Raw genomic sequence first — 19,840 nt, 5'->3', positions numbered from 1 at the left:
GCCTGCGGGGAGAGGGGACGACCGAGATTGCCGTCTGGTCCGTCTCCCCGTCACGACGGGGAGAAGGTGCCCGATAATGAGGGGCATTGATCGCATGAACGCAAGCTCCTCAGCCCCCGATCGTCTGCTTCTGCAGGGCCACCAGTTCGGCGATGCCGTTCTTGGCAAGACCCATCAGCGTGCCGAACTCCTCTTCCGAGAAAGGCTTGCCTTCCGCCGTGCCCTGGATTTCGACGATGCCGCCGGAGCCGGTCATGACGAAATTGGCATCGGTCTCGGCCGCCGAGTCTTCCAGATAATCGAGATCGATCACTGGCTGGTTGGCGAAGATGCCGCAGGAGATGGCGGCGATATGATCCTTCAGGACCTTTTCGACCTTGATCATGTTGCGGGCTTCCATCCAGGCGAGGCAATCGCGCAGTGCGATCCAGGCGCCGGTGATGGAGGCCGTGCGGGTGCCGCCATCGGCCTGGATGACGTCGCAGTCGATCGAGATCTGGCGTTCGCCGAGCGCCTGCAGGTCGACCACGGCACGCAGCGAGCGGCCGATGAGGCGCTGGATTTCCTGCGTGCGGCCGCTCTGCTTGCCGGATGCCGCTTCGCGCTTCATCCGTTCGCCGGTGGCGCGCGGCAACATGCCATATTCGGCGGTGACCCAACCCTTGCCGCTGTTGCGCAGCCACGGCGGCGTCTTTTCTTCCAGACTTGCCGTCACCAGCACATGCGTGTCGCCGAACTTGACGAGGCAGGATCCTTCTGCGTGCTTGGAAACGTTGCGCTCGAAGGAAACCTTGCGCATCTGGTCGGTTTTTCTGCCGGAGGGCCGCATCATGAACTCCTGTGATGTTTGTCAGCCTTCTAGCCTAAGTTCGGGGGAAGGGAAATCATTTGCGCTAAAAGAGTGGAGGAGAGGCAAAAGGCGCTGTACGGCGGGCTTTCCGGCCAATTTCTCTTTTGCTATCCGGGCCGGGATCACTATATTTCAATAGACTTCAACAACATGGGTTTTCGCGTTCGAATGGTACTGGATAAATCTGCAATGCGGGAAAGACTTTCGGCGCTCGACGAGCGTTCGGGCGAAATCTTCCGTCGCATCGTGGAAAGCTATCTGGAAAGCGGTGAGCCGCTCGGTTCGCGCAGCCTGTCGCGTATTCTGCCGATGTCGCTGTCGCCGGCTTCCGTGCGTAACGTCATGAGCGATCTGGAAGATCTCGGCCTTATCTATTCGCCGCATATCAGTGCCGGCCGCCTGCCGACCCAGGTGGGGCTGCGCTTCTTCGTCGATGCCTTCATGCAGGTCGGCGATCTGTCGGCGGAGGACCGCGCTTCGATCGACCGGCACGTGCGCCGCGCCGACCGCGACCAGCCGGTCGAAACGCTGCTGAACGATGCCAGTCAGATGCTGTCGGGCATGTCGCGCGGGGCAGGGCTTGTCATCACTGCCAAGAACGACCCTGTACTGCGGCATGTCGAGTTCGTCCGCCTGGCGCCGACCAAGGCGCTGGCGGTGCTGGTCGGCGAACACGACCAGGTTGAAAACCGCATCATCGAGCTTCCCGCCGGCGTCACCAGCTCGCAGCTGACGGAAGCGGCCAATTTCCTCAACGCCCATCTGGCCGGACAGACATTGCCCGAGGTTCGCGGCCAGCTTGAAAAGGTCAAGGAAACCCTGCGCCGCGAACTCGACACGCTCTCCCAGGATCTGGTCGAGCGTGGCCTTGCCATCTGGTCGGGCAGCGAGGTGGACGACAAGCCGACGCAGTTGATCGTGCGCGGCCGGGCCAATCTGCTCGAGGGCCTGGCCGGTGCCGAGGACGTCGACCGGCTGCGCATGCTGTTCGACGATCTGGAGAAGAAGGACAGCCTGATCGAGATCCTTAATCTTGCCGAAAGCGGGCCGGGCGTGCGCATTTTCATCGGCTCGGAAAACAAGCTGTTCTCGCTCTCCGGTTCGTCGCTGATCGTCGCCCCCTACAAGGATAGTGACGACAAGATCGTCGGCGCCGTCGGCGTCATCGGGCCGACGCGGCTGAATTACTCGCGTATCGTGCCGATGGTGGACTATACGGCGCAGCTGATGTCGCGTTTGTCGCGGTAATCGCCCGGGAAGAAGCCGGTTTTTCCGGCAGCTTTCGATTGCACCCTTGATTTTTCGGCTTCAAAGCTCGATATCGACACCAAATCCAAACATGTTGACATTCCGGAGACCGTCATGACCGACGATACGAACAAACACGGTGCTGAAGCGAACGTGGACGAAGCTGCCGCCACCTATGCCGAAGCCGCCGCTGAACAGGTCGATGCGGCCGTTTCCGAGCCGGATCCTTTGGAGCTTGCCAAGGCCGAAGCGGCCGACATGCGCGACCGTTATCTGCGCCTTGCCGCCGAGATGGACAACCTGCGCCGCCGCACCGCCCGCGACGTCAAGGATGCAAAATCCTATTCCGTTGCCGGCTTTGCCCGCGACATGCTCGCCGTCTCCGACAATCTGCGCCGCGCGCTGGACGCCATTCCGACAGAGGCCCGCGAGTCCGGCGATGCCGGCTTCAATGCACTGATCGAAGGCGTTGAGATGACCGAACGCGCCATGCTCTCGGCGCTCGAGCGCCACGGCGTCCAGAAGCTGGAGCCGGTCGGCCAGAAGTTCGACCCGAACTTCCACCAGGCGATGTTCGAAATCCCGAACACGGAAGTCCCGAACAACACCGTCGTTCAGGTCGTTCAGGCCGGCTACACCATCGGCGAACGCGTCCTGCGCCCCGCCATGGTCGGCGTCGCCAAGGGCGGACCGAAGGTTGTTGCTGGGGAAGAGACGCCGGCGGCTTGATTTTTTGCAGTTCCATGAGAACTGGTATCAGGCTGGGCGAACTTCCAGCCTGATACCGCGTTGACTGCCAGAGTCATAAATAAACCGGTACTTTCGCCTTCAGCAATGCGATCAAATTCGGGTCCATAAAATCGTATTCATCGGGAATATGCAGGCAGATCAGCCGTTTTCCGTTGAGGTTGGCCCTATATTTGGCCTGGACCTTGCTGCGATGCGCCTTCTCCATGACGAAGATGATATCGGCCCATTCGATTTGCTCTGATGACAGTGGGTTTTCCGCATCCTTGTTCGTTCCGGCGGACAAGGTCTCGATACCGGGCCAATTTGCGAACACTTGCTCGGCAGTCGGGCTGCGCAGCTTGTTCTGGCTGCATATGAATAAGACGTTTTTCACCATTCCTCCGTTTGCGTTACCCGAACAACTGCTTCAGGTGATCGTTCAAGAAGCGCCCTTCCGGATCGAGCCTGTTGCGTAGAGCCTTGAAATCTCCCGCGCGCGGATAAAGCGCCGTCACGTCCTCCGCGCCCATGAAATGCAGCTTGCCCCAATGCGGGCGCGAACCGAACTGGCGCAGGATGTCGTCGACATCCTTCAGGTAGTTCCAGTAGTCCGTGCCCGGCTGGCCGGAGACTGAAAGCGTGATCGAGTCCTGCTCGAAAAACGGGCTGATCCAGCCGCCGTCGCCGGCGGTGAAGCGGTATTCGATCGGGTAGATGCAGGTCGGGTGCTTCTCCAGCATCAGCTTGCGCACTTCGGTGCAGGCCTGCTTGCCGTATCTGACCGGCACAGCATATTCCAGCTCGTGGAAATTCGGCACATATTCGATCGGATAGATTTCCGAGGAATAGGCGATCTTCTCGAAGCCGCTTTCCATCGGCGGCGCGTCGGTGATGTCGATGGTCTTCATCTCGCAGACGTCGGAGAGGCTCGTCGTGGTCGAGACGGAGGATGTATCCGGCAGGCAGTAGCAATGGCGGCTTTCCGGCACGGGGCACCAGAAGAAGCCGAAATGGCGGTGGTTGGCGGCCAGATCGTCGTGGCTCTCCATGCATTCGCCGAAGCTGCAGCGCCAGAGCTTTTCGTGCAGATTGTAGCTGTCCATCACCTGCAGGGTGATTTCGGAGATGACGCCGAGCATGCCGATGGACACGCGGGCGGCGTTCAGCATGTCGGGCTCGCTGTCATCAATGGCCAGAATGCTGCCGTCCGGCTGCACCAGCCGCATGCCGACGATCTGCGAGGCCATGTTGCCGAGCTTGATGCCCGTGCCGTGCGTGCCTGTGGTCAGCGCTCCTGCCAGCGCCTGGCTGTCGATATCGCCCTGGTTGATCATCGACAGGCCGCTGCGCTTCAAGGCCTTGCCCAGCGTGTTGATCGTCGTGCCGGCATGGACGGAAACCCGCTTGCGCGCCGTGTCGATATGGGTGATGCCCTGCAGGCCGGACAGCGTCAGGTGCAGCCCGCTGGTCAGCGCCACCGGCGTGAACGAATGGCCCGAACCGGCGCAGCGCACGTTCAATCCGTTCGATGTCGCCTCACGCACCATCTCGGCCAGTGCCGCCTCGCTGTCCGGCGCTCCTCTATGCCGGACGATGCACGATTGATTGCCGACCCAGTTGCGCCAGTGTCCGCCTGCTTCCATCATGTTTCCGCTTCCTTATAAAAATCTGCCAGATTGTTGGAAATCCTGGATTTTCTCCACCAGCCATATCGCAATTTTCTCGACGGGCCCCGTGTAGTCGGTGTCAAGAAGGCACTTCTTCGGGTTGTTCGGATTGACAAGCAGTGAAACGGCGTTTCCCCGAGAATATGTCATCGCATCGTTGGAGCCCGTATTGAGCTTGCGAACATGAAATTCGCCGTTCAATTGAAACCGCACAGTAATAACGATCGTCGTTTCACTTGCAGGTGGTGGGACATCGCAATCAATGATCGAAGTATCGATCGAGATCCATTTACCTCGCAAATACAACTGTCGCGCCCTGACACTGATGTAGGTCCCAAAAATCATGATAAGCAGCGCGAAAAAAATGCCCAGGGAATTTCCCAACTGAGTTCCAGCCACTGCGCTTCCTTTTTCACATCGCCGTAAAGCAGTTATCCACGAACAGATGGGTGCCGTTGATGAAGCTCGACTCGTCGCTGGCGAGGAACAGGGCAGCCTGTGCCACTTCCATGGGGGCACACATGCGGCCCTGCTGGGCGGCGATTGCCGCGTCGGAGACATCGACGCCGTATTTGGCGAGACCCACCAGTTCGCGCTTGCCGTGGTCGGTAGCGATGAAGCCTGGGCAGACGGCGTTGGAGCGGATGCCGCGGTCTCGGAACTCGACCGCGATCGCCCGGGCAAACATGTGGCAGGCACCCTTGGTCGTGTCGTAGAGAACCTCCATCGGCGTTGCGGCCACGGCCGAGATCGACGAGGTGGAGACGATGCTGCCACCACCGGCGGCCAGCATGCCGGGCAGCACGGCCTTGGTCATCAGGAACATCGAGCGCACATTGACGGCCATCAGCCGGTCCCATTCGTCTTCTTCCGTCTCGAGGAACGGACCGACGGCGAGAATGCCCGCATGATTGAACAGAACGGTGATCGGCCCGAAGGCATCCTCGACGGCTTTTACCGCCGTCTTGACCTCGGACGAGACGGAAACGTCAGCGGGTGCAAAGATTGCCTGTCCGCCTTCGGCGCGGATGGCGGCGGCGAGCTCTTCGCCCTTGCTGCGCGGCAGGTCGACAATGCCGACTCGGGCGCCTTCGCGGGCAAAAAGCTCAGAGGCGGCAAGGCCGCATCCGCCTGCACCACCGCTGATCAACGCTGTCTTTCCCGCCAGACGTCCCGCCATTGCCGTTCTCCTTCTTGTTTGTTGGAAGGAGTATTGTCGAGCCGCGGGGCCGTGTCGATATCTCTTTGAACGGGAGCAGATAAAGTGCGCAGGCTGGCGAAACGCCATGGGCAAACAAAAAAAGCGCAGCCTCACAGCCGCGCTTCCATATATCGTTCGGTGTTGTTCGTCAGGCGGCGTTGGAGGCCTGGTCATCGCTGAGGAAAGCGTAGATCGCCGTGGCGGAATCCGTCGCACGCAGGCGGGCGACCATATCCGGATCGCGCAGGACGCGGGCAATCCGCGACAGCGCCTTCAGATGATCGGCGCCGGCCCCTTCGGGGGCGAGAAGCAGGAAGACGAGATCGACCGGCTGGTCGTCCAGCGCTTCGAAATCGACCGGCGATTCAAGGCGCGCAAAAATGCCGACGATCGACGACAGGTCGGTGAGCTTGCCGTGCGGGATGGCAATGCCATTGCCGACGCCGGTCGAACCCAGACGCTCGCGCTGAAGGATGACATCGAAGATTTCCCGTTCGGGAAGCCCGGTGATCTTGGATGCTTTTGCCGCCAACTCCTGAAGCAGCTGCTTCTTGGAATTGGCCTTCATGGCCGGAAGTATCGCATTCTGCTGCAGCAAGCCTGCCAATGCCATTCTTTTGTCCTCGTTCGCAGGTAGAAACCGCAGCGCCCGGCAAATGCCGGACGGCGGCTCTATCCATCGTTCTTTCGGCGGTTTCCCGGCGGACCATCAACGGTCTTCCGCGCATCCACCACCAGAAAAAAGCGGCCGTTCGAATGCCGGCGTGCCGGCACTCGAACGGATCCACTCAGCCCTTGATATTGGCTGCATCAATCCAGCCAATGTTTCCATCGTTGCGTCGATAGACGATATTCAACTGTTCATTACCAGGACTACGGAACATCAGAACGGGATCATCCGTCATGTCGAGCGCCATCACGGCGTTTGCGACAGACATCGTCTTCAGTTGTTTTGAACTCTCCGCAACGATCGTCGGTGCATAATTGTCCGGAAGCTCATCGTCTTCATCGGGCACGGAATCCATTACGGTGTAGGCTACTTCGGCAAATCCAGCATGGCCATTGCCATTGTGGTGGTCCTTGAGCTTCCGCTTGTACCGGCGGATGCGCTTGGCAATCCGCTCGGAGGCCGCGTCAAACGCGGCTTGCGGGTCGTTCGCTTCTCCACTCGCCTGCAAGGCGGCACCAGAATCGAGGTGTATCTTGCAATCGGCGCTGAAACGAGATCCAGACTTTTCCACAGTGACCTGGCTTGAATATCCTCCGTCAAAATATTTGGTTACGGCCTGTTCGATCTGGTCTTCGATCCGCAGACGAAACGTTTCGCCGATTTCCATATGTTTACCGGATACACGCACACTCATGGAGTTTCCTCTCTTTTCGTGATTTGCGTAGCCAGTCTATTCCAACCGCATCCGTCATCCAAGCATTTCACGCACGCAAAAGAATTTTGCGTCGGAACGGCCTGGATTTGGAGGGATATGCTTACGGCAGGCTCTATGCCCGTGCCCATTGCGGCCGCCTCATACTATCGGTTGCTGTCAAAGTCAATAAAACAGTTAAGGAATCTGAAATATCGGGCCCCGGGCCTGTTAATGACCGGGATAACGGGGATAACGAAAAGGCTATTGCCGGGCATTCACATCGGTCATGCGGAAACCTTCGCCATCGCCCGTTTCTCCCGGCGGCGCTGGACGGAGGAGGGGATGTTCATCGCCTCGCGGTATTTCGCCACAGTCCTGCGGGCAATGTCGACGCCGCCCTTTTTCAGGATATCGACGATATCGTCGTCGGAAAGAACGGCCTCCGGGCTCTCCAGCACGATCATGTTGCGAATGCGGTGGCGCACGGATTCCGCCGAATGTCCGTCTCCGCCCTCCGCCGATCCGATCGAGACGGTGAAGAAATATTTCAGCTCGAACAGCCCGCGCGGCGTCAGCATGTATTTGTTCGAGGTGACGCGGCTGACGGTCGATTCATGCATCTTGATGGCGTCGGCGACGGTCTTCAGGTTGAGCGGCCTGAGATGATCGACGCCGTTCATCAGGAAGGCATCCTGCTGGCGCACGATCTCGGTGGCCACCTTCATGATCGTCTTGGCGCGCTGGTCGAGGCTGCGGGTCAGCCAGTTGGCGGTCTGCAGGCATTCGGTGAGGAAGGCATGGTCGGCGCTGTTCTTCGGCGCATGACGGGAGACCGTCGCATAATAGGTCTGGTTGACGAGAACGCGCGGCAGCGTGTCGGGGTTGAGCTCCACCGCCCAGCTGCCGTCCTGCGCCGGGCGCACGACGATATCCGGGGTGATCGTCTCCAGGGGGCTGGCTTCAAAGCCTGTGCCGGGCTTCGGGTCGAGCTTGCGGATCTCGGTGAGCATGTCCATGAGGTCTTCCTCATCGACGCCGCAGATCCGCTTCAGGCTGGCAAAGTCGCGCCGGGCCAGCAGGTCCAGGTGGTCGAGCAGGGCGGCCATGGCCGGGTCGAGCCGGTTTCGCACCCGCAGCTGGATGGCAAGACACTCGCTGAGCGTGCGCGCGAAGACGCCGGGCGGGTCGAGCTGCTGCAGGCTGTCGAGAACCCGCGCCACGTCGCTGCTGGCACAGCCGAGCCGTTCGGCCATCTCGGTGATATCGGCATGCAGGTAGCCGGCTTCGTCGAGCTGGTCGATCAGATGCTGGGCAATCAGAAGATCGGCGGCGCCATGCACGCTGAAAGGCACCTGTTCGTTGAGGAAATCGCGTAATGTCACGCGGTTGGCGACGAAATCGTCGAGGTCGTAGCCGTCGCTGCTCTCGCCTTCGCCGCCGCCCGGCATGGATTTCCACTGGCTGAGCAGTTCCGGCGCATCGGCGCGCTGCGGTGCCGTGTCGTCGGGAAAGACATTCTCGAAATTGGCGTCGAGCTGTTCGCTCATCCGCTCGCCGGTGGCCGAAGTGGTGCTGTCGTAAACGTCGCCCAGCGGGTCGAAGGAGGCGCCCTCGGCATTGTCGCGGTCGGTGCGTTCATCCGGCGTGATATGCAGTTCGTCCTTGCCGTGCCTGTCCGCAAGCGCTGGCGTATCGTCGTTGGCGGCGAATTCGAGCAGGGGGTTTTTCTCGACTTCCAGCTCGATGAACTGGTTCAGTTCGAAATGCGTCATCTGCAGCAGCTGGATCGACTGCATCAGCTGGGGCGTCATGGCCAGGGTCTGGCTTTGACGCAGAAAGAGGCTGGCTGAAAGTGCCATTCGGACGCGAAACTCCCCTCAATTCTCCGAGCTGGCCCTCATCTTTTCAAGGGGTGAAGGTGCCAGTTCTTCAATTGGCCCAAAAATTGCTTATTAATGGGGTTTGGTCAAGCGGTCGCGGGAAATAAGATGAATATCGAGCGCGCCGGGCACTTTAATATGCAGTGAGCGTCTAAAATGATCGAAACGGGCAAAATCAGCCATATTTCGCGCGTTTGACGCATACCGGCGATCTCTTCGGGGCAGCCGTTGCTGAGGCAAATTTGCGGCAGCTGCGCTTTCCAAGCGCGTAAAAGTTGCGCGAATCCGGCAGCCGGTCAAGAGGCATGTTCCAGAAGCGGCAGATTTTCGCTGCCGCCGCCGTTTCCATTTACCATGTTGCCAAAAGTTTGCGCCTCAAAGGCTGAAATTGTCGCCGAGGTAGAGGCGGCGCACGTCCGGGTTGGTGACGATGTCGTTGGCCCGTCCATGCGTCAGCACTTCGCCCGCATGGATGATGTAGGCGCGGTCGATCAGTCCCAGCGTCTCGCGCACATTGTGGTCGGTGATCAGGACGCCGATGCCGCGCGAGGTCAGGTGGCGCACCAGCGCCTGGATGTCGGCGACCGAAATCGGATCGACGCCGGCGAAGGGCTCGTCGAGCAGCATGAAGGTCGGATCGGTCGCCAGCGCGCGGGCGATTTCCAGGCGCCGCCGTTCGCCACCCGAAAGGGCGACCGCCGGCGATTTGCGCAGGTGGGAAATGTTGAACTCGCTCAGGAGCTCGTTGAGCTTGCTTTCGCGCCGCTCACGGTTCTTGTCGTGAACCTCGAGCACGGCACGGATATTGTCCTCGACGGTCAGGCCACGAAAGATCGAGGCTTCCTGCGGAAGGTAGCCGACGCCAAGCCGGGCGCGGCGATACATCGGCATCGTCGTGACGTCGTTGCCGTTGATCTCGATCGAGCCTTCATCGACCGGCACGAGGCCGGTGATCATGTAGAAGCAGGTGGTCTTGCCGGCGCCGTTGGGGCCGAGAAGGCCGACGGCCTCGCCGCGGCGTACGACCAGCGACACGCCATTGACGACCCGGCGCCCCCGATAGGCCTTCGTCAGGCCGCGCGCGATCAGCGTGCCTTCGTAACGCGCCTTGTCGACGACACGGGCGGCCGCTTCGGGCTTGCCGCCCTGTTTGCGTTTGTGAAGAAAGGGAATGTTCACGTGGGCGTCTGCATCAGTTCGTTTTCTGGGACTTCGGGTCGAGCTGGATGCGAACCCTGTCGCCGCAGGCCTTCAGCTGAGCTTCGCCCGTCTCCATCTGGACGTCCAGCTGGCAGCCGGTAAAGACGTTCTTGCCCTCAGACAGCACCACCTGCTTGCCCTTCAGCACGAGCGTCTGCGCCGTCATGCTGAACTCGCCGGTATCGGCGGTCGCCTGCTGGGTGCCCGACTGGAGGAACACCTTCTGGCTGACTTCGATACGATCGATATCGGCATTGCCGCCGGAAATCGCGCCGCCGCCCTTCTTGTAGAAAACCACCATATTGCCGGCTTGCAGCGTCGTCGTTCCCTGAACGACCTTCACATTGCCGGTAAACAGCGCCTTGCTTTCCGCATCCTTGATCTCCAGCTTGTCGCTCTCGATCTGGATCGGCTCGTCGTTGGATAGCTGCAGCCCCTTCATCTTGCTCGTGGTCGCCTGGGCGGCGGCCGGGGACAAGGAGGCGCTGGTGAAAAGGCTCAAGAGAATGAATGTTCCGGCAAGCCGAAAGGAAAAGGCGGAAATGGCCGACATATGTGCACCGGTTTTCTAGTTGGCGGTTTTCTGGATGGTTTTGGGATCGACAACGACCTTGACCATGCCTTCAAATGTAACAATGCGTCCCTTATCCGTCATTCTCAGCGACTGTGCAACAATGGAACCGCCATTCATCGTGATTGCAATCGGCTTCCGGGTTTCCATCTCGCCGGCGTTGATGTCGAGAGCGGCCGCCTGGAAATCGGCGACGAGGCCGTTGTTCATGGTGATGGTGAAGGGCGCGTTCATGTCCAGTGTGTTGCCGCCCCGGTCGTAGACGCCGCTGATCGCCTCGACGGTGGCGATCAATGTGTCGTTGACGGGCATCTCCGCGTGGATCGTCTCCAGCGTGATGATATCCGGATTGGCGATGTCCTGCAGCGCGCGCACGGCCTTCATCGAGTAGCTGATGTCCTGCTTGTTGCGTCCGGAAATCGCCGGGCTCTGCATGACGATCTTGCCGTTTTCGATCGTTGCGTTCTCGATCTGCAGGTTTTCCGGCAAAAAGGCACGCACCACGGAAACGGCGACAAAGATCGCGCCGATCAGGACCGCGATCAGCGGCAGGATGATCTTCAGGCGTTTGACGCGCCGGGAATGGCGTGAGGCCATCGAATAGGCATCGGCGAGGATCGGCCCCGAATGCGGCAAGGCGCCGGAGAATTGCACTTCATTCAGCATGAAATAGACCTGTCGTTCAAAATACATCGCGGCGCAAATGCGCATGCGCTCTGCCTGCCAGGCGATGTGAATGACCGCGAATATGGAGATTTTTTTGTTCCACTACAATGGAGGCGCGAATTTTGTTCAAGCCGGGTTACAACGTGGCCGCGCTGCGGCTATTAAATTGTCCGTTTGGTGCAAAGGAGCGGTTCGTCCCGCGGCCCGTGAAAAGAAGGAAAGACCATGGATCAGCTCGCCATCGCCGACCGGCGCCAGCTTCGGCGAAAACTCGGTTTCTGGCGGATCGTGTCCATAGCCCTCGTGCTCTGCGCGGGCATCGCGGCCTATTTTTATTCCGACGCGGGGCAGGGCGGCGGCTTCAGCCGTCCGCATATTGCACGGGTCGATATTTCCGGGATCATCCAGGATGACCGTGAACTGCTGGAAAGGCTGAACCGTATTGCCGAAACCGATGCGGTCAAGGCCCTCGTCGTCACCATTTCCTCGCCGGGCGGCACCACCTATGGCGGCGAAGTGCTGTTCAAGGCGATCCGCAAGGTCGCAGAGAAAAAGCCGGTCGTCTCCGACGTGCGCACGCTGGCCGCATCCGCCGGCTATATGATCGCGCTCGCCGGCGACCGTATCGTGGCGGGGGATAACTCGATCACCGGCTCGATCGGCGTGATCTTCCAGTATCCGCAGGTCAAGGACCTGATGGACAAGATCGGCGTGTCGCTGGAGGAGATCAAATCGGCGCCGCTGAAGGCCGAACCATCACCCTTTCATCCGCCGAGCGACGATGCCAAGGCCGTGATCCAGGCGATGATCGATGACAGCTTCAACTGGTTTGTCGATCTCGTTGCCGATCGCCGCAATCTGCCGCGCCAGGAGGCATTGCAGCTGGCCGATGGCCGCATCTTTACCGGCCGTCAGGCGCTCAAGCTGAAGCTGATCGACGAGCTTGGCGGCGATGATGAAATCCGCGCCTTCCTCGATAGCCGCAAAGTCGGCAGGGAACTCGACGTGATCGATTGGAAAGCGCCCAGCACGTCCTTGCCGTTCGGGCTTGGGTCGGCCGCGGCCGTGTGGCTCAAATCCTTGGGATATGAGGCTTTTCCGTATCTTGGCAGCCTCGAAAAATTGGGTCACGACAAGTTGTTTCTTGACGGTCTGGTTTCCGTTTGGCAGGTTGGCGGCGATTGAAAGCACGCGATGACCTCTTGCCTGCCGTTTTCGCAGGCTTGAAAACGCCATGGTATCCCGCACTATAGGTGGACAAGCCGGTCCGTTGGGCTTAACGCTTTAAGAACACATGTAAATTCACCACAGGGGGCGACAGTGATCAAGTCAGAATTGGTGCAGATTGTTGCGGCTCGCAATCCGCATCTTTATCACCGTGATGTCGAAAATATCGTCAATGCGGTTCTCGATGAGATCACCGATGCCTTGGCCGGGGGAAACCGGGTCGAACTTCGCGGTTTCGGCGCGTTTTCGGTGAAGAACCGGCCTTCGCGTTCCGGCCGCAACCCGCGCACCGGCGACAGCGTGTTCGTCGAGGAAAAATGGGTTCCCTTCTTCAAGACGGGCAAGGAATTGCGCGAGCGCCTTAATCCTGGCGCCGATGATGAAGATGATGAATGAGCCGTGGTGATCCGCCCGGCAGCAGATAACGCCGGGCAGGCGGCATGACGGAGACGGAATGATGATGAAGAAGCTGTTGAATATCGTGGTGCTGGTTCCGGTCGCCATCGTTCTGATCGTTCTTTCGGTGGCCAACAGACAGACGGTGACGCTGGCGCTCAATCCGTTCAATCCGACAGACAGCGTCCTGTCCGCGTCCGCGCCCTTCTTCGTCTTCCTGTTTCTCGCGGTCATCTTCGGAATGATCGTCGGGTCGTTTGCCACATGGTTCAGCCAGGGCAAATACCGCAAGCGGGCGCGCAACGAGGCGCATGAAGCAATCAAATGGCATGCGGAGGCCGAGAAGCATCGCACCCGCGCCGAAACCATCGCCTCGCAGACGCTGGTTCCAGTCTCTTCCAAATAAGTGCCGATATAAAATCGTTGCTCAGGCCTATCGTGCCGCCTTGGCAAGCGCGGCGTTGCTGAAATCCGAGAAAAACTTCGCCGCAAGCTTGTTTGCGCTTGAGCCGACAAGGCGCGATCCCAGTTGCGCGAGCTTTCCGCCGATTTCCGCACTGGCGTCATAGGCAAGGATCGTCTCCTCGCCATCCGCCGTAAGCGCTACGTCGGCGCGGCCTTTTGCAAGCCCCGCGATGCCGCCGGCACTTTCGCCGCTGAGCGTATAACTGTGCGGCGCATCGACATTCGACAGCGTGATATTGCCAGAAAAGGACATCGGGATCGGTCCGATCCTGACCTTGAGCGTTGCGGTGAAATCTGTCGCTGACAGGCGATCGATCGCCGTGCAGCCGGGGATGCAACCTCTGAGTACCTCAGGATCGTTGAGCGCCGCCCAAACGAGTTCGCGGGGCGCTGCGATGCGTTCTTCCCCCTTCATTTCCATCGGTATTTTCTCCTTGCCGCCGCCGCACGATGTCTCTCAGATAGGAAACAGCTTTGCCAACCGAAAGAGCGATGCTATTTGCAGCCTTTGAACCATACAAGCTGACGGACGAAACGGCGTGAAAGATAAAGATCGACGGCCAAAGGGCAAAGCCGGACCGGCCACGTCATCGCGCGGCGTGCAGGGCCGCGCCGGGCAGGTGACGGCAAACCGGCAACCGCCGGCAAAGCCTTATGCCACGGGAAGCGGCGAGAGCCGTTCGCCGGCAAGAAACGCTCCGGAAAAGAGTGTGGCGAGGCCTGTGGTGGCAGACGCCGCCGCGCCGCGCGCCGAGGTTCGCGTTCGTAGCGGCGCCAAGCCGGATGAGCGTATTCCGATCATTCTGGAGACAAAGGGCGCGCGCGACTATCACCTGATCGATAGCGGCGACGGCCTCAAGCTCGAACAATACGGCCCGTACCGCATCGTCCGGCCCGAGGCGCAGGCGCTCTGGCCGAAAACGCTGCCGGCGCATGTCTGGGACAATGCCGACTCGATCTTTACCGGCGATACCGACGAAGACGGCATGGGGCGCTGGCGCTTCCCAAGGCAGGCACTCGGCGAAACCTGGCCGATGCAGATTCTCGATGCCGAATTCTACGGCCGCTTCACCGCCTTCCGCCATGTCGGCGTTTTTCCCGAGCAGCTCGCCCACTGGAGCTGGATGAAGGAACAGATCGAGACGGCGGGCCGTCCGCTGAAGGTCCTCAACCTGTTCGGCTATACCGGCGTCGCCTCGCTGATCGCCGCAAAGGCGGGCGCCGAGGTCACCCATGTCGATGCCTCCAAGAAGGCAATCGGCTGGGCGCGGGAAAACCAGGCGCTCGGCCGCGCCGATCATCTGCCGATCCGCTGGATCTGCGAGGATGCGATGAAGTTCATCCAGCGTGAGGAGCGCCGCGGCAGCCGCTACGACATCATCCTCACCGATCCGCCGAAATTCGGCCGTGGCCCCAATGGCGAGGTCTGGCAGCTGTTCGAGCATCTCGCCCTGATGCTGGATATCTGCCGCGAAATCCTGTCGCCCGAAGCCAGGGGGCTGGTGCTGACAGCCTATTCGATCCGCGCAAGCTTCTATTCCATCCACGAGCTGATGCGCGAGACGATGCGCGGGCGCGGCGGCGCGGTGGAATCGGGCGAACTGATCCTGCGCGAAGGCGGCCTTGACGGCAACGAGCCGGGCCGGGCGCTTTCCACGTCTCTCTTTTCCCGTTGGGTGCCGAAATGAATGACTATCATCGCGACCAGGGTGCCCGGCGCGTCGGCCAGGTGAAGGAAGTCACCAGCCTTGCCAATCCGATCATCAAGGATATCAAGGCGCTGTCCAACAAGAAGGAGCGTGACGAAACCCGCTCCTTTATCGCCGAAGGCCTGAAGCTGGTGATCGATGCGCTCGATCTCGGCTGGACGATCAAGACGCTGGTCTATGCCAAGGCGGCCAAGGGCAAGACCCAGGTGGAGCAGGTGGCGTTGAAAACGGTTGCCACGGGCGGCCTGGTTCTCGAAGTCAGCGAGAAGGTGCTCTCGGCGATCACCCGCCGCGACAATCCGCAGATGGTCGTCGGCGTTTTCGAACAGCGTTATGCCAATCTCAGGGACGTGAAGCCGGCGCTCGGCGAAACCTATGTGGCGCTCGACCGCGTCCGCGATCCCGGCAATCTCGGCACCATCATCCGCACAGCCGATGCGGCGGGTGCCTCCGGCGTCATTCTCGTCGGCGAAACCACGGATCCGTTCTCTCTGGAGACCGTGCGCGCAACGATGGGCTCGGTGTTCGCCATGCCGCTCCTGCGGGCAAACGTTGCGGAGTTCGTCAAATGGCAGAAGGCCGCGGGCGTACAGCTCGTCGCCACCCACCTTGCCGGCGCCGTCGATTACCGCACCATCGACTACCGCAAGAAACCCGTCGTGCTTCTGATGGGCAACGAGCAGGCAGGTCTGCCCGACGAGCTTGCGCGGGAAGCCACGGCGCTTGCCCGCATTCCGCAGCAGGGCCGCGCCGATTCGCTCAATCTGGCAATCGCCACCGGCATCATGCTGTTTGAGACGCGCCGCCACCTGCTGACACTGGACGACAGGACATAATGGAAAAGACGACGCTTTTTTCACGCCCGCTGCCGATCCTTCTGCTCGTCATTGTCGCCATGCTGCTCGATCAGGCGATCAAGGTCGCGGTCGAGATGTGGCTGCCGTTTCAACAGGCGGTGCCGGTCATTCCGATGCTGGCGCTGTACCGGACCTATAATTACGGCGTCGCCTTCTCCATGCTGTCGGGCATGGAAGGCTGGTTCATCGTCAGCATGCGCCTGGTTGTCGTGGCCTTCGTCATCTGGCTGTGGCGCCGCACGCCAAAGGACCGGTTCTTCGCCCATCTTGGCTATGCGATGATCATTGCAGGCGCGCTTGGCAATCTCGTCGACCGGCTGATCTTCGGCTATGTCATCGACTACGTGCTGTTCCACACGGCGACATGGTCCTTTGCCGTCTTCAATCTCGCCGACAGTTTCATCACCATCGGCGCCGGCGCCATCATCCTTGACGAGCTGCTGCAGATGAAAAAGCGGGACCATTAAAATTTTACGGACCGGCTGAAGCCAATCAAAACGCTTGCCGTGCTAGGCAAGTGTCATGAGCGACCTGCCAAACCTGAGAAAACGGATTGCAGCCGAGTTCAGCGTGCCGGGCCGCACGCTGGGCCAGAGACGCGCGTCCGCCACGATCCCGGACGACGATCCCCACTCGCTGGAGCCGGACGATGGCTTCGATGTGCCGAAGGAGCGATACCCGGCGCTGAAGCCCGCATTGGCGGGAGCCGGGCTTCTCTGCTCGGCGGCGATCCTCGGTACCGGCATCGATGCGGGCTTCCGCCTGCTCTCCATAGGCCTTGCCATCGCCGGTGTGACCGGTGCGGCGCTCTTGCTGCGCGACTGGTACCGTTCCTCCCTTGCTCCCGTCGCGGTCCAGGGCGGCATACGCGCTGAAAAGGCGAGCGACAAACAATGGGAGCGCAGCGAGACATCGCAGCTGCTCTCCACCATCCACGATGCTCTCGGCGACATCGCCATCATCCGCGAGCCGGGCGGCAAGATCGTCCAGGCCAGCTCCGTCTTCTGCCGGCTGACCGGATGGTTGAAGCCGGAAGGCATGACCTGCGAGGCGCTCGGGATCGAATTCGAGCCGGCATCCGGCCCCAATCACTACCGCGTCCGGATCGTCACCGATACCGGCGTCAAAATCTTCGACTGGCATGACGTGATCGCCCGCGAGCCGGCAAGCGGCGCCTTCATGCTGCACAGCATTGCCCGCGACGTGACCGAAGAAAACCGGATCGCCCGCGAAAGCGAGGAGGCACGCCGCCGCGCGGAGAATGCAAGTCAGGCAAAGTCGCGATTGCTGGCGACTGTCAGCCATGAAATCCGCACGCCGCTGTCCGGTATTCTCGGCATGAGCCATCTGATCGGCCAGACACGGCTGACAGGCGAGCAGAAGAATTATCTCGCCGGCATGCGCCAGTCGGGCCATGCGCTGGTGCAGCTGGTCGACGATCTCCTTGATTTTTCCTCGATCGAGGCCGGCCGGTTCCAGCTTCGCCCGGCGCCCGAGCCCTTGCGCGAAACGATCGAGAGCGTCGTCGAGATGCTGTCGCACCGGGCCCATGAAAAGGGCATCGAGATCGGCGCCACCGTGACCGCGGATGTGCCGGGCCTGATGGATTTCGATGCGGCCCGCCTGCGCCAGGTGCTGTTCAACGTCATCGGCAATGCGGTCAAATTCACCCATGCCGGCGGCGTGCTGGTCAGCGCTTCGGTGGAGCGCGAAACCATCGTCATCCGGATCGACGACAGCGGACCGGGGATGAGCCCGCAGGAGCAGGAGCGGGTGTTCGACGAGTTCGAACAGGCGGGCGGGATCGCGCAGCGCGCCGGCGGTTCCGGCCTCGGGCTGGCGATCTCGCGGCACATCATGGAAGAATATGGCGGTTCGCTGACGGTCTCCAGCGTTCCCGGCAAGGGCAGCACGTTCGAAATCCGATTTCCAGCCCTTGGTTGCGATCTCGCCGCCGCCGCCCGCGCCAGAAAGGGTGTGCTGGCCGGCTCCCGTGTGCTGGTCATGGCACCGGCGGGGCCGGCGTCCAGGGCGCTTTCCGCCACGATCAGGACGCTTGGCGGCCTTTGCGACTGCGTCGAAACGGTGGAAGACGCGCAGGCCGCTGCAGTACGGGCGCTGTCGACGTCTGCACCGCTGACGGATATCATCGTCGATCATCGCCACGCCGGGCAGCTCCGCAGGCTGCTGGTGCAGATGCCTGGCCTTGAACGGCAAAAGCTGCGCAAGACCTATCTGGTCAACCCCGAAGAGCGCAACGGCCGGCCGATCAATCAGATGGATGGCTACCACGCCTGGCTTATCCGCCCCTTGCGGGAAAAATCACTGGTCGAGGTGCTGCGCGGCCGCATGAAGGGAATGGAAGTGCGCGACGCAATCAATGACAATCGCCCGATGTTGCGCGAGGTGCCGATCCTGCGTGACAGGCCGGCCGAAGGTGGCGTGCTGCTGGCCGAGGACGACCCGATCAATGCCTTCATGGTGCGTTCCGTTCTGGAGCGTGCCGGTCACTCGGTCCGCGTCGTCGGCGATTTCGAAGCATTGGCTGCGGCTCTGTTCGATGCGCCGGCCGCTACCCGATCCGCGCCGGAATTGATCATCACCGATCTGAATATGCCGGGTGGGGACGGCTTTTCGATGCTGCAGCGCCTTCGCGAGGATGAGCGGCGCTCGGGCCAGGGCCCTGTTCCGGTCATCGTCCTGACCTCCGATAGCCAGCCCGACACGCGCCGGAATCTCATGGCGGCCGGGGCAAGCGCCGTGCTGCTCAAACCCGCCGATCCCAAGGCACTGACGGCAGAGATAGACCGCCTGCTCGATCGTTGATTTTAAGTGGTTTTCTTGTAGCTCCAATGTCACTATCCTGTCGCAGAAACATGGTTTAAGCCGGATAGGATCAAAGCGACGAGGATGACGCGCGATGACAATCGAACCTTTGGATCTGGTAGTCGTGGCTGATCAGCCGCAGGCCCGTGTCCGGGGCGTCAATGCCCCCGCGCATGACGTGCTCGGCCGTATCGGCAATCTGGAAACCCGCCTTGCCCGCAATGCGTCGGAGATCGATGCGGCGCAGGCCGTCCGCTATAAGGTCTTCGTCGAGGAGATGAAGGCACAAATCCCGCAGGATGCCGATCGCCGCAAGCGCGATGCCGATGCGTGGGATCTCGTCTGCGATCATCTCTTGGTGCTCGATACGTCGATCGACGGCGATCCGGAAGACCAGATCGTCGGAACCTATCGCCTGCTGCGGCAGGATGTTGCCGCGCAGACCGGCGGCTTCTATTCGGCCTCCGAGTTTTCGGTGGGCTCGCTGCTGGAGCGCCATCCGGACAAGAAATTCATGGAACTCGGCCGTTCCTGCGTCCTGCCGGAATACCGCACCAAGCGCACCGTCGAGCTTCTGTGGCAGGGCAACTGGGCCTATGCGCTGAAATACGGCGTCGATGCGATGTTCGGCTGCGGCTCGTTTCCGGGCGTTATTCCGGAAGAGCATGCGCTGGCGCTGTCCTTCCTGCATCACAACATGGTGGTGCGCGACGAATGGGACGTATCGGCCCGCCCGGAACTGTTCCGCACCATGGACCTGATGCCGGTGGAAGCCATCAACATGCGCAAGGCGCTTGCGGCCCTGCCGCCGTTGATCAAGGGCTACATGCGTCTCGGTGCGATGGTGGGCAAGGGCGCCGTCGTCGATCACGCTTTCCGGACCACGGACGTGCTGATCGTTTTGCCGATCACCAACATCTCCGGCCGCTACCTGAACTATTACGGCGCGGATGCCGGCCGTTTCGCAAGCTGAAACGGCCGATG

The 19,840-nt window shown here is 60.8% G+C and carries 22 protein-coding genes; 10 read left to right on the top strand and 12 right to left on the bottom strand.

Annotation, left to right across the window (positions count from 1 at the left end):
- Positions 1–109 precede the first annotated feature (109 nt).
- Entirely contained in the window at positions 110–829 is a 720-nt protein-coding gene (gene rph / locus ADU59_RS03845) for a ribonuclease PH (RefSeq protein WP_068952557.1), read from the bottom strand.
- Positions 830–1,039: 210 nt separating this feature from the next.
- Between rph and hrcA the strand changes: the two genes are divergently transcribed.
- Both hrcA and grpE read left to right on the top strand, forming a co-directional pair.
- Complete coding sequence (gene hrcA, locus ADU59_RS03840; RefSeq protein ID WP_425331993.1) at positions 1,040–2,098, top strand: heat-inducible transcriptional repressor HrcA; 1,059 nt, start codon at positions 1,040–1,042, stop codon at positions 2,096–2,098.
- 114 nt (positions 2,099–2,212) lie between these two features.
- A complete protein-coding gene (gene grpE / locus ADU59_RS03835) occupies positions 2,213–2,827 on the top strand; it encodes a nucleotide exchange factor GrpE (protein ID WP_068951833.1) in 615 nt (204 codons plus the stop codon).
- A gap of 73 nt (positions 2,828–2,900) precedes the next feature.
- Here the strand turns inward: grpE and ADU59_RS03830 are convergent, their stop codons facing one another.
- From ADU59_RS03830 to lptC, 10 genes are all read right to left on the bottom strand, one after another.
- Positions 2,901–3,221 carry a low molecular weight protein tyrosine phosphatase family protein gene (locus ADU59_RS03830; protein WP_202970060.1) on the bottom strand — a complete coding sequence of 107 codons (321 nt, stop codon included), beginning with the start codon at positions 3,219–3,221 and terminating at the stop codon, positions 2,901–2,903.
- A gap of 16 nt (positions 3,222–3,237) precedes the next feature.
- Positions 3,238–4,473, bottom strand: a complete 1,236-nt coding sequence (locus tag ADU59_RS03825) for a D-arabinono-1,4-lactone oxidase (protein ID WP_068951829.1) — start codon at positions 4,471–4,473, stop codon at positions 3,238–3,240.
- Positions 4,474–4,485: 12 nt separating this feature from the next.
- Positions 4,486–4,893 (bottom strand): DUF3592 domain-containing protein, encoded by a 408-nt coding sequence (locus ADU59_RS03820; protein WP_068951828.1) that lies wholly within the window; start codon positions 4,891–4,893, stop codon positions 4,486–4,488.
- A gap of 13 nt (positions 4,894–4,906) precedes the next feature.
- Complete coding sequence (locus ADU59_RS03815) at positions 4,907–5,674, bottom strand: SDR family NAD(P)-dependent oxidoreductase (protein WP_068951825.1); 768 nt, start codon at positions 5,672–5,674, stop codon at positions 4,907–4,909.
- 169 nt (positions 5,675–5,843) lie between these two features.
- Positions 5,844–6,308: a PTS IIA-like nitrogen regulatory protein PtsN gene (ptsN, locus tag ADU59_RS03810; protein WP_068951823.1), complete on the bottom strand. Its 465-nt coding sequence runs from the start codon at positions 6,306–6,308 to the stop codon at positions 5,844–5,846.
- A gap of 175 nt (positions 6,309–6,483) precedes the next feature.
- Positions 6,484–7,059 (bottom strand): ribosome hibernation-promoting factor, HPF/YfiA family, encoded by a 576-nt coding sequence (hpf, locus tag ADU59_RS03805; protein ID WP_068951821.1) that lies wholly within the window; start codon positions 7,057–7,059, stop codon positions 6,484–6,486.
- Between the two features lie 284 nt (positions 7,060–7,343).
- The gene (rpoN, locus tag ADU59_RS03800; protein ID WP_483414158.1) at positions 7,344–8,870 is read right to left on the bottom strand and encodes an RNA polymerase factor sigma-54; all 1,527 of its coding nucleotides are present in this window, start codon (positions 8,868–8,870) and stop codon (positions 7,344–7,346) included.
- 444 nt (positions 8,871–9,314) lie between these two features.
- On the bottom strand, positions 9,315–10,118 hold the full coding sequence (gene lptB / locus ADU59_RS03795; protein ID WP_068951817.1) for an LPS export ABC transporter ATP-binding protein: 804 nt from the start codon (positions 10,116–10,118) through the stop codon (positions 9,315–9,317).
- 13 nt (positions 10,119–10,131) lie between these two features.
- Positions 10,132–10,692 (bottom strand): LptA/OstA family protein, encoded by a 561-nt coding sequence (locus ADU59_RS03790; protein WP_068951815.1) that lies wholly within the window; start codon positions 10,690–10,692, stop codon positions 10,132–10,134.
- A gap of 15 nt (positions 10,693–10,707) precedes the next feature.
- Positions 10,708–11,376 carry an LPS export ABC transporter periplasmic protein LptC gene (gene lptC, locus ADU59_RS03785; RefSeq protein ID WP_068952555.1) on the bottom strand — a complete coding sequence of 223 codons (669 nt, stop codon included), beginning with the start codon at positions 11,374–11,376 and terminating at the stop codon, positions 10,708–10,710.
- A 225-nt stretch (positions 11,377–11,601) separates the two neighbouring features.
- Between lptC and sppA the strand changes: the two genes are divergently transcribed.
- The 3 genes from sppA to ADU59_RS03770 all read left to right on the top strand — a co-directional run bounded on the left by sppA (position 11,602) and on the right by ADU59_RS03770 (position 13,405).
- The gene (sppA, locus tag ADU59_RS03780; RefSeq protein ID WP_068951813.1) at positions 11,602–12,561 is read left to right on the top strand and encodes a signal peptide peptidase SppA; all 960 of its coding nucleotides are present in this window, start codon (positions 11,602–11,604) and stop codon (positions 12,559–12,561) included.
- Positions 12,562–12,615: 54 nt separating this feature from the next.
- Positions 12,616–12,999: an integration host factor subunit beta gene (locus ADU59_RS03775; RefSeq protein WP_274534643.1), complete on the top strand. Its 384-nt coding sequence runs from the start codon at positions 12,616–12,618 to the stop codon at positions 12,997–12,999.
- Between the two features lie 61 nt (positions 13,000–13,060).
- Positions 13,061–13,405, top strand: coding sequence for a DUF1049 domain-containing protein (locus ADU59_RS03770; RefSeq protein WP_068952553.1), 345 nt, complete (start codon positions 13,061–13,063; stop codon positions 13,403–13,405).
- A 27-nt stretch (positions 13,406–13,432) separates the two neighbouring features.
- Here the strand turns inward: ADU59_RS03770 and ADU59_RS03765 are convergent, their stop codons facing one another.
- A complete protein-coding gene (locus ADU59_RS03765) occupies positions 13,433–13,885 on the bottom strand; it encodes an SRPBCC family protein (RefSeq protein ID WP_068951811.1) in 453 nt (150 codons plus the stop codon).
- Between the two features lie 118 nt (positions 13,886–14,003).
- On the opposite strand from ADU59_RS03765, the gene ADU59_RS03760 reads away from it, so the two are divergent.
- From ADU59_RS03760 to olsB, 5 genes are all read left to right on the top strand, one after another.
- A complete protein-coding gene (locus ADU59_RS03760; RefSeq protein ID WP_083198110.1) occupies positions 14,004–15,152 on the top strand; it encodes a class I SAM-dependent methyltransferase in 1,149 nt (382 codons plus the stop codon).
- A complete protein-coding gene (locus ADU59_RS03755) occupies positions 15,149–16,009 on the top strand; it encodes a TrmH family RNA methyltransferase (protein WP_068951806.1) in 861 nt (286 codons plus the stop codon). The genes ADU59_RS03760 and ADU59_RS03755 overlap by 4 nt, the downstream gene beginning before the upstream one ends.
- Positions 16,009–16,497 (top strand): signal peptidase II, encoded by a 489-nt coding sequence (gene lspA, locus ADU59_RS03750; RefSeq protein ID WP_068951804.1) that lies wholly within the window; start codon positions 16,009–16,011, stop codon positions 16,495–16,497. Before ADU59_RS03755 ends, lspA begins: the two co-directional genes overlap by 1 nt.
- A gap of 55 nt (positions 16,498–16,552) precedes the next feature.
- Entirely contained in the window at positions 16,553–18,856 is a 2,304-nt protein-coding gene (locus ADU59_RS03745) for a hybrid sensor histidine kinase/response regulator (RefSeq protein ID WP_068951802.1), read from the top strand.
- A gap of 94 nt (positions 18,857–18,950) precedes the next feature.
- Complete coding sequence (olsB, locus tag ADU59_RS03740) at positions 18,951–19,829, top strand: l-ornithine N(alpha)-acyltransferase (protein ID WP_068951800.1); 879 nt, start codon at positions 18,951–18,953, stop codon at positions 19,827–19,829.
- Positions 19,830–19,840: the final 11 nt, after the last annotated feature.

The sequence above is a fragment of the Pararhizobium polonicum genome (assembly GCF_001687365.1).
Taxonomy (GTDB): Bacteria; Pseudomonadota; Alphaproteobacteria; order Rhizobiales; family Rhizobiaceae; genus Pararhizobium; species Pararhizobium polonicum.
The sequence above is the reverse complement of the archived record's forward strand: the minus strand, read 5'-3'. Positions and strand labels throughout refer to the sequence as shown.

Coding starts and splice junctions, on each gene's coding strand:
- rph (WP_068952557.1), bottom strand. CDS start 829: ATGCGGCCCTCCGGCAGAAAAACCGACCAGATGCGCAAGGTTTCCTTC.
- hrcA (WP_425331993.1), top strand. CDS start 1,040: ATGCGGGAAAGACTTTCGGCGCTCGACGAGCGTTCGGGCGAAATCTTC.
- grpE (WP_068951833.1), top strand. CDS start 2,213: ATGACCGACGATACGAACAAACACGGTGCTGAAGCGAACGTGGACGAA.
- ADU59_RS03825 (WP_068951829.1), bottom strand. CDS start 4,473: ATGATGGAAGCAGGCGGACACTGGCGCAACTGGGTCGGCAATCAATCG.
- ADU59_RS03815 (WP_068951825.1), bottom strand. CDS start 5,674: ATGGCGGGACGTCTGGCGGGAAAGACAGCGTTGATCAGCGGTGGTGCA.
- ptsN (WP_068951823.1), bottom strand. CDS start 6,308: ATGGCATTGGCAGGCTTGCTGCAGCAGAATGCGATACTTCCGGCCATG.
- hpf (WP_068951821.1), bottom strand. CDS start 7,059: ATGAGTGTGCGTGTATCCGGTAAACATATGGAAATCGGCGAAACGTTT.
- rpoN (WP_483414158.1), bottom strand. CDS start 8,870: ATGACGCCCCAGCTGATGCAGTCGATCCAGCTGCTGCAGATGACGCAT.
- ADU59_RS03790 (WP_068951815.1), bottom strand. CDS start 10,692: ATGTCGGCCATTTCCGCCTTTTCCTTTCGGCTTGCCGGAACATTCATT.
- lptC (WP_068952555.1), bottom strand. CDS start 11,376: ATGCTGAATGAAGTGCAATTCTCCGGCGCCTTGCCGCATTCGGGGCCG.
- sppA (WP_068951813.1), top strand. CDS start 11,602: ATGGATCAGCTCGCCATCGCCGACCGGCGCCAGCTTCGGCGAAAACTC.
- ADU59_RS03770 (WP_068952553.1), top strand. CDS start 13,061: ATGATGAAGAAGCTGTTGAATATCGTGGTGCTGGTTCCGGTCGCCATC.
- ADU59_RS03765 (WP_068951811.1), bottom strand. CDS start 13,885: ATGGAAATGAAGGGGGAAGAACGCATCGCAGCGCCCCGCGAACTCGTT.
- ADU59_RS03755 (WP_068951806.1), top strand. CDS start 15,149: ATGAATGACTATCATCGCGACCAGGGTGCCCGGCGCGTCGGCCAGGTG.
- lspA (WP_068951804.1), top strand. CDS start 16,009: ATGGAAAAGACGACGCTTTTTTCACGCCCGCTGCCGATCCTTCTGCTC.
- ADU59_RS03745 (WP_068951802.1), top strand. CDS start 16,553: ATGAGCGACCTGCCAAACCTGAGAAAACGGATTGCAGCCGAGTTCAGC.
- olsB (WP_068951800.1), top strand. CDS start 18,951: ATGACAATCGAACCTTTGGATCTGGTAGTCGTGGCTGATCAGCCGCAG.